This is a genomic window from Proteus sp. fly-1089, assembly GCF_040138965.1.
Taxonomy (GTDB): domain Bacteria; phylum Pseudomonadota; class Gammaproteobacteria; order Enterobacterales; family Enterobacteriaceae; genus Proteus; species Proteus vulgaris_B.
The window spans coordinates 553,864-566,984 of the sequence record NZ_JBEETS010000002.1; the positions used below are offsets into that span (position 1 = coordinate 553,864).

Sequence of the window (13,121 nt, forward strand, 5' to 3'; positions counted from 1 at the left end):
TTATAGTGTATAAGATACACAAAAAGTGTGGTTAATGTTTGATAATGAGCAAAAACGAAAGAGAAACGCTCACGAGTGAAAAATTAAAACCACATATGTGATACTAATCACAAATTATTTAACAAAAAGTATTTGATAAAGTTAACATATCACTCAAAATTGCACATCTTGAAAAATTATTCGACAACTGAGTAATACCTCACAGTAAATTTGATTGTATAAGTTTACTATTAAGTTCGTTAAAGAAAATTTTTTGATAATTTCACTGTTCGTTTTGTCATTATTTAATATCAACATATTAAAATAAAAGCCATCGGAGGCTAATATGTTAAGTCTGTTTAGACCTGCGCCACATAAAGCGCGTTTGCCAAAAGAGCAGATAGATCCTGTCTATCGTCGCCTACGTTGGCAGATCTTTATGGGGATTTTCTTCGGTTATGCTGCTTATTATTTAGTAAGAAAAAACTTTGCGTTAGCAATGCCTTACCTCGTAGAAGAAGGGTTTTCTAAAGGTGACCTAGGTTTTGCTTTATCAGGGATCTCGATTGCTTACGGTTTCTCTAAGTTTATCATGGGCTCATTCTCTGACCGTGCTAACCCTCGTTATTTCTTACCAGCAGGTCTTATTTTAGCGTCTCTAGTGATGCTATTTATGGGCTTTGTACCATGGGCAACTTCGAGCATTATGATAATGTTCGTTCTGTTGTTCCTTTGTGGTTGGTTCCAAGGTATGGGTTGGCCTCCTTGTGGACGTACCATGGTGCACTGGTGGTCACAGAAAGAACGTGGCGGTATCGTTTCGATTTGGAACTGTGCACATAACGTTGGCGGTGGCTTACCTCCATTACTGTTCTTATTAGGTATGGCGTGGTTTAACGACTGGAAAGCAGCGTTATATATGCCAGCATTTGCCGCGATCTTAGTTGCTATGATTGCATTCGCATTAATGCGCGATACCCCTCAATCATGTGGTTTACCTTCAATTGAAGAGTACAAAAACGACTATCCACCTGATTATAAAGAAACTGACGAACAAGAACTGACTGCAAAAGAAATCTTTATGAAGTATGTGTTCCCTAACAAACTTCTGTGGATGATTGCGATTGCGAACGTGTTCGTTTACTTGCTGCGCTACGGCGTGCTGGACTGGTCACCGACTTATCTGCGTGAAGTAAAACACTTTGCAATGGATAAATCATCATGGGCTTACTTCTTATACGAATACGCAGGTATTCCGGGCACACTGCTGTGTGGTTGGATGTCGGATAAAGTGTTTAAAGGTAACCGTGGTGCGACAGGTGTATTCTTCATGACCTTAGTAACTATCGCAACTATCGTATTCTGGATGAACCCAGCGGGTAACCCGAATGTTGATATGGCGTGTATGTTAATCATCGGTTTCTTAATCTACGGCCCTGTTATGTTGATTGGTCTACATGCCCTTGAGCTCGCACCGAAAAAAGCAGCAGGTACAGCAGCAGGCTTTACTGGACTATTCGGTTACTTAGGTGGTTCTGTTGCAGCGAGTGCTATCGTAGGTTACACCGTTGACTACTTCGGCTGGGATGGCGGCTTTATGGTCATGATCGGCGGTAGTGCACTGTCTGTTGTGTTATTACTTATCGTGATGGTTACTGAAACCAAACACAAACGTGAAATGCTTCAGAAGTACGAATAATCGCTAACTGATTATTTATGAAATTGATTAAATCTCATCTCTAAAAACCAAGCCACATCCGTTATTTGATGTGGCTTTTTTATTGCCAACTGTACATAACATTATTGTACGTAGAATTAAAATGGAGCAGCTTTATGAGTACATCTTTTAGACTAAAACCGTTAGTTGCAGGCGTTCTTTTAACTCTATCTTTAAGTGCAATCGCACAAGCGGCAAGTGATAAAGTCGTTATCGCTCACCGTGGTGCAAGTGGTTACTTGCCTGAACATACGCTTCCTGCTAAAGCATTAGCGTATGCGCAAGGTGCAGATTATCTAGAACAAGACTTGGTGATGACCAAAGATAATGAATTGGTTGTCTTACATGACCACTATCTTGATCGTGTAACAGATGTGGCTGAGCGTTACCCTGATAGAGCAAGAAAAGACGGTCGCTACTATGCTATCGACTTTACGCTTGAAGAGATCAAAGGACTGAAATTTACCGAAGGCTTCGATATCGTTGACGGTAAAAAAGTCCAAAGTTATCCAAATCGTTTCCCGATGGGGAAATCTGATTTTCGTGTGCATACCTTCCAAGAAGAAATTGAATTTATTCAAGGTTTAAATAAATCTACGGGTCAAGACATTGGTATTTACCCTGAAATTAAAGCCCCTTGGTTCCATGAACAAGAAGGTAAAGACATTACCACTAAAGTACTGGAAGTGCTTAAACAGTACGGTTATACGAAAAAAACCGATAATGTTTATCTGCAATCATTCGATGCTAACGACCTAAAACGCATCAAAACAGAATTGATGCCAAAAATGGGCATGGACTTAAAACTTGTTCAGTTAATTGCTTATACCGACTGGAATGAGACTTATGAGAAACAGCCCGACGGCACATGGACAAACTACAGCTATGAATGGATGTTTAAGCCGGGTGCAATGAAAGAGATTGCCACTTATGCTGATGGAATTGGTCCTGATTACCATATGTTAGTGGAAGAAAACTCAACGCCAGAAAAAATCACCTTAACCGGTATGTCTGCTGATGCCCATGCTAATAAACTGACCATTCATCCATTTACTGTTCGTATTGATAAACTTCCTAAATACGCAAAAGATGGTGACCAGCTTTACGACATTATTTATAACCAAGCAGGCGCTGAAGGTGTCTTTACAGACTTCCCTGATTTAGGGGTTAAGTTCTTACAAAAACAAGCCAAATAATTCATCGTATTTTATTTGCGTCCTAAATAATTCAAGGTGCAGCTAGGCGACAAGTGAACGAAACGCTAGGAGCATACATGAGTATGTGACTAGCGCGAGTAAACGGCGTCAACAACGCTGCAACTTGAAGTATGACAAGTATTTTACTCTTTCTTTTGAAAGAGTAGGCTATTTGCGCCCTTTCTGATTGTATATTTCTTCATCTTTCTTTAAGTTACTCTAATAATTTAATTAAAAAACCAAAATAACTTTTTGAGTTAGCTATTATCATTTCTTAAATATTGATTAAAAGAAGGGATCACAATGACAATAATGGCCATTATTTTACTCGTTCTTATCGTTCTTTTTATTAGTTGGGGTATTTCAATTTATAATCGTCTTATTGCGACGCGTAACCAAGTCAGTAATCAATTTGCGAATATTGACGTTATTTTAAAACAACGAGCAGACCAAATTCCTCAATTAATGGCTGTAGCTGAAAAAGCCATGGAGCACGAAAAAAGTGTATTTATTGCATTAAGCGACGCAAGACAACGCTACTTTAAAGCACAAAATATTAATGAAAAAATCAGCGCATCAAATGAGATGAATACCGCATTGCGTGGCATGATTGCCCTTGCTGAAAATTATCCTACGTTAATTTCAGGTGAACAATTAGCATTACTTCAAACGGGTGTTAGTGATGTAGAAAATAAAATTGCTCAACGCCGTGAAGGCTTTAATGATGCAACTACCAACTACAACACCGCAATAGAGATGTTTCCTGATAGCTTAATTGCTGGCCTTTTCCGCTTTGAACGTATGCAATTGCTAGAAATACCAAAAGAAGAAATGAAATTTGATGGTATTCATTTTAAATGACAGCAATTTAAATAACCGCATTAAGGATAGGTTACAGTGTTAATTTATTTTTTTATCGGCTGTGCTGTAGGCGTATTAATCTATTTTTTACGCAGCAAACGTACTCAAAAAAAGAAGAACAGTTTGAGTATTATTCCTTTTTTAGGGATCGCTTTTGCTGCCGGGAAATACCTGTTTTTTTCGCGAGAAGCCAACTTATATCCTAGTGGCGAAGACTCCGTTGTTAATCTTATTTCTGGTATTGCGTTCTCTGTTATTTTGCTATTTGCCTATGGCATTTCAACCCATATTGCTAATATCGGTGAAAAAGCGATAAAGAATTATCATCAATTGCAAAATGAAGGAAACTCTAAATTTTCGGCACTGATAAACACTGTATTTATTAGCCTTTTATTGTTGAGTTTAAGCTTCAGCTTGTTTATTGACCAAAGATTATTCTTTTTAAGTTTCGTTTTAATGTTCGTTTACCAAATCGTCAAAAGAACACCTGAAAAACGTTTTTTACGCTTTCAAAAAATTCTAGCAACATCAAAGATCCGCTCTTTGGCCATTGGGCTTGTTGAAATTGAAGGTAAGATAACCGCAGGGAAAATCTTAAGTAGTCGATTAGGCCAAAAAGAGTGTTATGGCTACTTCTATTATGAATATGATATATCCACAGACAAAGAAGGCAAAAAAAGCTATCACCAAACACTCTGTGAAAAGAAGATCCATAATTTCACGATGAGCGATGATACGGGATCAATCCAAGTGCTCGCAGAAGATACTCCTTTTGTTCACCTTGGTATCAAGCCTCATCAGGATCTTGAATATAATAATAAACGTTTTAAAGAGTACATCTTAGGAGCAAACACAACGTATTTATTAATTGGTCATGCAGAGTCTATCAATGGCGAAGTGGTTATCACACGTAAAGCACCTCATTACCTACTGGGTTTATCGCCACAAGATTATGTTGTTAGTTGGAACAAAGCGCGCCCTTTTCGTCGCAACGCGACCACTATCGTTATCATTGCTCTTTTTGTTATCCTTTCCATTCTAGTGATACCAATGGATTATCAAAACGGCATACTAACGCTTTATTTTAATAATACTTCTCTTCCTTGGTAATTAATTATATGGAATGGCTTATTTTCATCATTTTTATTCTCACTTTGGTTTATTTCTTAATACGCCAATTAGTGATGATTTATAACAACATGGTGATGTTAAAGAATAATTGTTATAAAGCCTTTGCAAATATTGATGTTTTATTAAAAAAACAAGCTGATTTGATCCCCATGCTGATAGTGATTACACAAAAAGCGATGGAGCATGAGAAGGCCTTATTTGAAAAATTAGCTGAAAATAGAGATCACTATTTACGCGCAGATGTATTAGACCAAAAAGTTGATTTAGCTAATCAGTTATTACCTCAAATAAAAAAATCACTCATCATTGCTGAAAATTACCCTGAGCTTATCAGTGGAAAAAACTTACACCTATTACAAATACAAGCGAAAGAACTAGAAGAATGCATAGCTGACAGACGAGAATTCTTCAATCAATCCGTGACTCTCTATAATACTGAAATACATATTTTCCCTAATGTGTTATTTACATTTATTTTTAAATTTAAAGATATCCCTCTTTTTTACCCTAGTAGGGAGGTAATATCATGATAGAAATTCCTTTTTCTTTTTTTGGCATAACGGATTGGTTTCTAAGCTTTGATGAACCTATTTCGATTATTATGTTTGCCACATTTGGCGTGCTGTTTTCTATGGCCATTATTTTGCCATTAATAAGTATCACTCCTTTAAAAAAATATATGTCACAAATTGCTGGTGGACTATTTAGCTCAATCTTCGTCAGCTTAATGGTCTTAATTAGCTTTAATTTAATGCTAGGCGTTAATTCTTCATTAAAACTACTTTTAATTTGGTGGGTTATTTTATTTTCGTGCATTACGTTTTGGTTTATTAATTATCGCTATATGAAAGACGTAACAGGAGATAAGTTTGCAAAGTTTCAAGAAAAGGCACTTGAAGCAGAAGAAAAACGAAGACAAAGCCGAAAATCTAAAAAATAAAAAGAGAGCCTTGGCTCTCTTTTTTAATCTTCATCGATAGGTGAGCTTATGCTCTGTAAACAGGGAATGCAATCACATCACTAAGACGATCGACACCAAGCGCCAACATAATGAGACGATCAACACCCAAAGCAACACCAGAACACTCTGGTAATCCTGCTTCAAGGGCAGCTAAAAAGCGCTCATCAATAGGTTGCTCAGGTAATCCCATTGCCACTCGCTGGCGATTATCACGTTCAAAGCGATGGCGTTGTTCTTGCGCATCCGTTAGCTCACGGAATCCATTTGCTAACTCCACACCTTTAAAATAGACTTCAAAGCGCTCTGCAACACGGTGATCTTCTGAACTAATCTCAGCCAATGACGCTTGTGACGCAGGGAAATGATAGATAAAGGTTGGTTTTTCTAAACCGATATGTGGCTCAACTCCAGAGACAAATAACAACTGAAGCAGTGTATCTTTATCTTCCTCAGTATCTGCAATATTTGATAAATCTAGTTTTGCTGCCACTTCTCGTAATTTTTCTTTATCAACTGATAAAGGATCGATATCAAGATAGCGCAAGAATGCTTGTTGATAAGAGAGTGATTCTGACGCTTCACAATCTAACACTTCTTGCAATAAATCATCGACTTCATTCATCAACCGGTACATATCAAAACAAGGACGATACCATTCTAGCATCGTAAATTCCGGATTATGATATCTACCGGCTTCCTCATTACGGAAGCAACGCCCCATTTGATAAATAGGCCCACTGTTTGCCGCTAATAAACGCTTCATGTGATATTCAGGGCTTGTCATCAAATAAAGTTTTAGCCCTTGTGAAGCACCTGGCCCGACAAATTGAGTTTCAAATGGGAAAAGATGAACATCGGTAACGGTAGCCTGACTCATCATAGGTGTTTCAACTTCTAACACACCACGATCAGCGAAAAAACGCCTAATATTACTGACTATTTTCGCCTTTTTCAGTAAGTTGGCGATTGAGGCGCTTGGCTGCCAATCCGCGATATCACTCATGAACAAAAAACTCCAACAGAAAACAAAGCGTGCAGTTTACTCGCATCCTCCTCAACAGACAAATTTCTCCCTAATAAAGAGGCGTTTCATTTTATGTTTATTCATTGTCTTTATGGTTTTTTAAGTAAAAAAACATAAGACAAATAAATGTAATTCTACAAAACATCTACTTTAAGGTACTTTTTATCGTCGAAATAAACATCAATCCAATGCACCAGAGGCAACTCTTTAGCTATTATTTTATAATAAAAGTAAATTGTAATAATTCTTTTTCTCAATTGAGAATAACAATAATCTAACACAATGCTTATATTTTAATAGCCAATCTCATTTTAACTTCAACGTTAACTTTCTATTTAAATTTGCGTATTTTGACGAGCATTAAAAACCTTTAGAAATATTATTAATATTTTATTAACAATTAACAAGACAAACCGATTTGTTTTAGATAAATAGTAAAAAATTTATTTTAATTTTCAGAATGACTTTTTATTAATTTTAATTATCCAAATGAAAGGTAAAAACATTTACTCTTTAAAATCAACAAATAACAAAAAAACCTTGTCATTTTTAATTAAAGTTATCTATACTTTAAAAACGGATTATTCATTACTATTTATAATTTTCAATTTAAAAAAATATATTCTATTTTATCTTCAAGTTTCTCTGGGCTCTTATTATCAAAACCCAGAATTCTTGGCGTGGATCACACTTTTTTTGCGAAATACGGGAAAACCATCATTCATATCAAATTTCGGTGCCCTACATTTCGTTATACTAAAATTACAGTCAATGATAATAAAGATGTTATCAAGCGCAGTCACAAGGCAGTGAAACAATTTCGTTACGGATAGCTTAAAAAAATAGCATTACAAATTAATAATGTCAGTGAATTGAATTCTAGACAATTATTCCAATTTTCACTTGAACAATGGAGAAGCGCAGTGCAAACCTTTAATGCCGATATAGCGATAATCGGAGCCGGGGGCGCAGGCTTACGAGCAGCAATAGCTGCCGCGGAAGCGAATCCTCAACTGAAAATTGCTCTGATCTCAAAAGTTTACCCAATGCGTAGCCACACCGTGGCAGCAGAAGGTGGATCAGCAGCAGTGACTCAGGCTCACGACTCCTATGATTTCCACTTCAATGATACCGTTTCAGGCGGTGACTGGTTGTGTGAACAGGATGTCGTAGATTACTTCGTTGAGCATTGTCCAACAGAGATGACTCAACTAGAACTCTGGGGCTGTCCTTGGAGCCGTAAAGAAGACGGGTCAGTCAACGTCCGACGTTTTGGTGGGATGAAGATCGAACGGACCTGGTTCGCAGCCGATAAAACCGGCTTCCATATGCTACATACCCTGTTCCAAACATCCTTAAAATATCCACAGATTCAACGTTTTGACGAACACTTTGTTCTCGATATCCTTGTTGATGAAGGTCACGCTCGTGGTCTTGTTGCTATCAATATGATGGAAGGTACGAAAGTTCAAATTCGTGCAAATGCTGTCATTATGGCAACGGGTGGTGCTGGACGTGTTTATCGTTACAATACCAATGGTGGTATTGTTACGGGTGATGGTATGGGTATCGCTTTACGCCATGGCGTTCCACTGCGTGATATGGAATTTGTTCAATATCACCCAACCGGCTTACCAGGCTCAGGTATTCTGATGACTGAAGGTTGTCGTGGTGAAGGTGGTATTCTGGTCAATAAAGATGGCTATCGTTATCTGCAAGATTACGGCCTAGGACCAGAAACACCATTAGGTAAACCAGAAAATAAATACATGGAATTAGGCCCTCGCGATAAAGTCTCTCAAGCATTCTGGCATGAGTGGCGTGCTGGCCGTACTATCAAAACTCACCGTGGTGATGTTGTTTATCTTGACTTACGTCATCTGGGTGCGAAGAAACTTCATGAACGTCTGCCATTTATTTGTGAACTGGCAAAAGCGTATGTGGGTGTTGACCCAGTTAATGAACCAATCCCTGTTCGCCCTACTGCTCACTACACTATGGGTGGTATCGAAACCAACCAACAAACAGAAACGCGTATTAAAGGTCTGTTTGCAGTAGGTGAATGTTCATCTGTTGGCTTACACGGCGCTAACCGTTTAGGCTCTAACTCACTGGCAGAACTAGTTGTATTTGGTCGTCTTGCAGGTGAAGAAGCGGTTCGTTGTGCACAAGAAGCAGCACCTGCTAACGCATCAGCATTAGATGCTCGTACTCGTGACATTGAAGATGGCCTGAAAAAACTAATGAACCAAAAAGGTTCTGAAAGCTGGTCACAAATTCGCGATGAAATGGGTGAATCAATGGAAGAAGGTTGCGGTATCTACCGTACACCTGAGTTAATGCAAAAAACCGTTGATAAACTGGCTGAATTAAAAGAACGTTTCAAACGTGTTGAAATTAAAGACACCAGTAGTGTCTTTAATACAGATTTACTGTACAAAATTGAGCTTGGCTTTGGTTTAGATGTCGCTGAATGTATGGCTCATTCTGCAATCAATCGTAAAGAGTCTCGTGGTGCACACCAACGTCTTGACGAAGGTTGTACTGAGCGTGATGACGTGAACTTCCTGAAACATACTCTGGCGTTCTATAACCCAGAAGGTGCCCCTCGTTTAGAATATAGCGATGTGAAGATCACTAAGTCTGCTCCTGCTAAACGTGTCTATGGTGGTGAAGCGACTGCACAAGACAAGCAGAATAAGGAGAAAGCGAATGGCTGATGACATGAAGCACATTAAAATGGAAGTCATGCGCTATAACCCAGAAACTGACGAAGCACCTCATTTCGTCACTTATGATGTTCCTTATGATGAGCAAACCTCATTACTGGATGCATTGGGTTATATTAAAGACAATTTAGCGCCTGATCTTTCTTACCGTTGGTCTTGCCGTATGGCGATTTGTGGCTCTTGCGGCATGATGGTCAATAAAGTGCCTAAATTGGCTTGTAAAACCTTTATTCGTGAATATCCAGACGGCGTAAGAGTTGAAGCACTAGGTAACTTCCCAGTTGAGCGCGACCTCGTTGTTGATATGACTCACTTTATCGAAAGCTTAGAAGCGATTAAACCTTATATCATCGGTAATGATCGTAAGCCTTCAGAAGGTCCGAATAAACAGACTCCTGCTCAAATGGCAAAATACCACCAGTTCTCTGGTTGTATCAACTGTGGTCTTTGCTATGCAGCATGTCCTCAGTTTGGTTTGAACCCAGAGTTTATTGGCCCAGCAGCGATTACGTTAGCTCAACGTTATAACACAGATAGTCGCGACCATGGGGCAAAAGAGCGTATGCCTCAGTTAAATGGTGAGAACGGTGTCTGGTCTTGTACCTTTGTTGGCTACTGTTCTGAAGTCTGTCCAAAACATGTGGACCCTGCTGCTGCTATTCAGCAAGGTAAAGCAGCCAGCGCGCAAGACTTTGTCATTGCGATGCTGAAACCACGTTAAGGAGGAAACAAGACATGACAACAAAACGTAAGCCTTATGTTCGTGGCATGCAACCAAACTGGTGGACGAAACTCGGTTTCTATCGTTTCTATATCACCCGTGAAGGTACTTGTCTTCCACAACTTTGGTTCAGTCTGGTTGTACTGTTTGGTGTATTTGCACTGAAAAATGGACCAGAAAGTTGGGCAGGTTTCGTTGGATTCCTGAGCAACCCAATTGTAATGCTGATTAACATTGTGACTCTTATTGCAACAGTATTCCACACTGCAACTTGGTTTAAGCTTGCACCAAAAGCTGTGGTTATCGTTGTTAAAGATGAAAAAATGCCTCAAGAACCTATTGTTCGTGGTTTTTGGGCTGTCACTATCGTTGTTACTGCCGCTATTCTGGCAGTGGCGTTAATGTAACCCAGGAGGAAATAATGAATCAGAATCAACTTCCTAAGCGCTCTGATGAACCTATTTTCTGGGGATTATTTGGTGCAGGTGGTATGTGGAGTGCGATTGTTTCTCCAGCAATCATCATCCTGCTCGGTATCCTAATCCCTATGGGTATTGCGCCAGAAGCATTTACTTATGAACGTATTATGGCATTTAGCCAAAGCATTATTGGCCGTCTGTTCTTACTATTGATGATCATTCTGCCAGTTTGGTGTGCATTACACCGTATTCACCATACTTTGCATGATTTTAAAGTGCATGTACCTGCAAGCAAATGGGTATTTTATGGTGGTGCTGCTATTATCAGTGTTCTCGCTATCATTGGCGTATTTACACTGTAATTGATTAGTACGTAAGATAAAAAGCCACTCAATGTGAACTGCACCCCAAAAGTTGGACACCAACTTTGGGGTGTTTTTTTATGGGTAAAATTCAGGTTTAACTGGCTAGATCTCATTTTATATTTACTAGGATTTGGTCTTTTTAACTCAGTCTTAATTCGTTAGGTATTGAAATACATTATATATTCTTCTATCCCTCCGAAATCCTTAGCCACACAATAGGCTATATCACAGTTATATCACCACAATACCGTAGGCAAAAATTTTTTAATTACATCTATCTTATTAAAGCATGCTTTAATAACTTAAATCTTATTAAAAAATTTTTTAATAAGTTATGTGTTATTAAAGTATACTTTAATAACACTAACCACAATAAAAGGATTTTTTAATGAAACGCACATCAGGACAATTTATCGAAACGCATAGCTATGATGAAACAGTTAAAGCTTTTATACCAGCGCCTTTACCACCCAAGATAGATCCCACATCATATTTAGAATCAAATAAAAAAGCTGAAAATTCTTTAGCAAAACTATCTGGTATGTCTGGACTCGTTGCTTCTAGTCAATGGCTAGTATATAGCGCTATTCGTAAAGAAGCTCTACTAACTTCGCAGTTGGAAGGTACACAAGCAACGTTAACTGATATCTTTGATGAAGAAGCAGGACTTACTGTTGTAAATATTGATGATGTTGAAGAAGTGACTAATTATCTGCAATCATATAAATTTGTTAATAATGAGCTTAACTCACCATCAGGTTTACCTGTTTGTATCCGCCTACTTAAACAAGCCCATCGGATCCTATTATCAAGTTCTCGTGGCGCAACAAAACAACCTGGAGAAATAAGGACAACACAGAACTGGATTGGAGGAACTAGACCCGGTAATGCTTCTTATGTCCCTCCTCCACCAGAAAAAGTGGATGATTTACTGTCTGATCTGGAAAAATTTATTCATAATTCTTCTCCATCATTACCGCCATTAGTGCGTATTGCATTAGTACATGCTCAGTTTGAAACTATTCACCCATTCCTTGATGGTAACGGACGCATTGGCCGCTTGTTAATTGCCATGCTTCTTGAAGAATGGCAATTACTGAAAGAACCTCTTTTGTATGTATCAGGCTATTTAAAAAGGCATCAGCAATACTACTATCAGTGCTTAACAGATATCAGAAACGATGGTAATTGGGAAAAATGGGTAACATTTTTTCTTGAAGCCGTATGTTTTTCAGCAGATGAAGCACAACAAAATATTATAAAAATTGCGACATTATTTGCTAATGATAGAAAAAAGCTCCTCTCAATGCATTCAACATCCGTGCATACTATTCGCCTATTTGAATATTTGCCAACAATGCCAAAACTCACTGTAGAGCGAGCCGTTGAGCTTCTTGATGTGACTTATCCAACAGCAAATACCGCAGTGAAAAATCTGGTTGAAGCAGAAATTTTGACTGAAACATCAGGTAAAGCACGACATAGAAGTTATACCTATAATCGCTATGTGGAACTTCTTCGAGATTAATAAATATTGTGGCTATATTTAACAGTGATACATCTTATTTTCGGCCAAAAGCCACTCAATGAGTGGCTTTTTTTATATCGGATATTCAGGGTTTAACTCGCTAGTTTCAGCCCAATAATACCGAAAATAATCATCGCTAAACTCAACAAGCGATAGATATTCGCAGACTCACCAAAGACCAAAATACCAAAGATTGCAGTACCGACAGCACCAATACCCGTCCAAATTGCATAAGCAGTACCCGCAGGTAAACCTTTCATGGCATAAGATAACATTCCCATGCTCACAACCATGGCACTAATCGTGATAATACTTGGCGTTAAGCGTGTAAAACCGTGTGTATATTTAAGACCAACGGCCCAAACGATTTCCAATAAACCCGCAACAAAAAGAATAATCCAAGACATAACGTCCCCTATCGATAAATTGGGGTCGTCCCCTGAATACAAAGACAAAAAGCTGGGTCGTCCCAGCTTTTAAAAGATGAAGG

General features: G+C 38.4%; 13 protein-coding genes. 11 read left to right on the forward strand and 2 right to left on the reverse strand.

What is annotated here, in order from left to right; genetic code table 11:
- The first annotated feature begins 325 nt into the window (after positions 1-325).
- From glpT to ABN080_RS08995, 6 genes are all read left to right on the forward strand, one after another.
- A complete protein-coding gene (gene glpT / locus ABN080_RS08970; RefSeq protein ID WP_349439272.1) occupies positions 326-1,678 on the forward strand; it encodes a glycerol-3-phosphate transporter in 1,353 nt (450 codons plus the stop codon).
- Positions 1,679-1,812: 134 nt separating this feature from the next.
- Positions 1,813-2,892 (forward strand): glycerophosphodiester phosphodiesterase, encoded by a 1,080-nt coding sequence (glpQ, locus tag ABN080_RS08975; protein WP_072069825.1) that lies wholly within the window; start codon positions 1,813-1,815, stop codon positions 2,890-2,892.
- 303 nt (positions 2,893-3,195) lie between these two features.
- Positions 3,196-3,753, forward strand: coding sequence for a LemA family protein (locus tag ABN080_RS08980; RefSeq protein ID WP_072069826.1), 558 nt, complete (start codon positions 3,196-3,198; stop codon positions 3,751-3,753).
- 36 nt (positions 3,754-3,789) lie between these two features.
- Positions 3,790-4,863: a hypothetical protein gene (locus tag ABN080_RS08985; RefSeq protein WP_349440860.1), complete on the forward strand. Its 1,074-nt coding sequence runs from the start codon at positions 3,790-3,792 to the stop codon at positions 4,861-4,863.
- 8 nt (positions 4,864-4,871) lie between these two features.
- Positions 4,872-5,414 (forward strand): LemA family protein, encoded by a 543-nt coding sequence (locus ABN080_RS08990; protein ID WP_349439273.1) that lies wholly within the window; start codon positions 4,872-4,874, stop codon positions 5,412-5,414.
- Positions 5,411-5,824, forward strand: a complete 414-nt coding sequence (locus ABN080_RS08995) for a hypothetical protein (protein WP_196554878.1) — start codon at positions 5,411-5,413, stop codon at positions 5,822-5,824. The genes ABN080_RS08990 and ABN080_RS08995 overlap by 4 nt, the downstream gene beginning before the upstream one ends.
- Before the next feature lie 46 nt (positions 5,825-5,870).
- Here ABN080_RS08995 and epmA read toward each other — a convergent pair whose 3' ends face one another.
- Positions 5,871-6,848, reverse strand: coding sequence for an elongation factor P--(R)-beta-lysine ligase (epmA, locus tag ABN080_RS09000; protein ID WP_196554879.1), 978 nt, complete (start codon positions 6,846-6,848; stop codon positions 5,871-5,873).
- Between the two features lie 944 nt (positions 6,849-7,792).
- On the opposite strand from epmA, the gene frdA reads away from it, so the two are divergent.
- From frdA to ABN080_RS09025, 5 genes are all read left to right on the forward strand, one after another.
- Positions 7,793-9,589 (forward strand): fumarate reductase (quinol) flavoprotein subunit, encoded by a 1,797-nt coding sequence (gene frdA / locus ABN080_RS09005; RefSeq protein WP_349440861.1) that lies wholly within the window; start codon positions 7,793-7,795, stop codon positions 9,587-9,589.
- On the forward strand, positions 9,582-10,319 hold the full coding sequence (locus tag ABN080_RS09010) for a succinate dehydrogenase/fumarate reductase iron-sulfur subunit (protein ID WP_109409210.1): 738 nt from the start codon (positions 9,582-9,584) through the stop codon (positions 10,317-10,319). Before frdA ends, ABN080_RS09010 begins: the two co-directional genes overlap by 8 nt.
- Before the next feature lie 14 nt (positions 10,320-10,333).
- A complete protein-coding gene (gene frdC / locus ABN080_RS09015) occupies positions 10,334-10,726 on the forward strand; it encodes a fumarate reductase subunit FrdC (RefSeq protein ID WP_036933153.1) in 393 nt (130 codons plus the stop codon).
- A 14-nt stretch (positions 10,727-10,740) separates the two neighbouring features.
- Positions 10,741-11,100, forward strand: coding sequence for a fumarate reductase subunit FrdD (frdD, locus tag ABN080_RS09020; protein WP_023583699.1), 360 nt, complete (start codon positions 10,741-10,743; stop codon positions 11,098-11,100).
- Between the two features lie 391 nt (positions 11,101-11,491).
- Positions 11,492-12,631: a Fic family protein gene (locus tag ABN080_RS09025; protein ID WP_349440862.1), complete on the forward strand. Its 1,140-nt coding sequence runs from the start codon at positions 11,492-11,494 to the stop codon at positions 12,629-12,631.
- 92 nt (positions 12,632-12,723) lie between these two features.
- On the opposite strand, the gene sugE is transcribed toward ABN080_RS09025, so the two are convergent.
- Positions 12,724-13,038 (reverse strand): quaternary ammonium compound efflux SMR transporter SugE, encoded by a 315-nt coding sequence (gene sugE / locus ABN080_RS09030; protein ID WP_072069833.1) that lies wholly within the window; start codon positions 13,036-13,038, stop codon positions 12,724-12,726.
- Positions 13,039-13,121 lie beyond the last annotated feature (83 nt).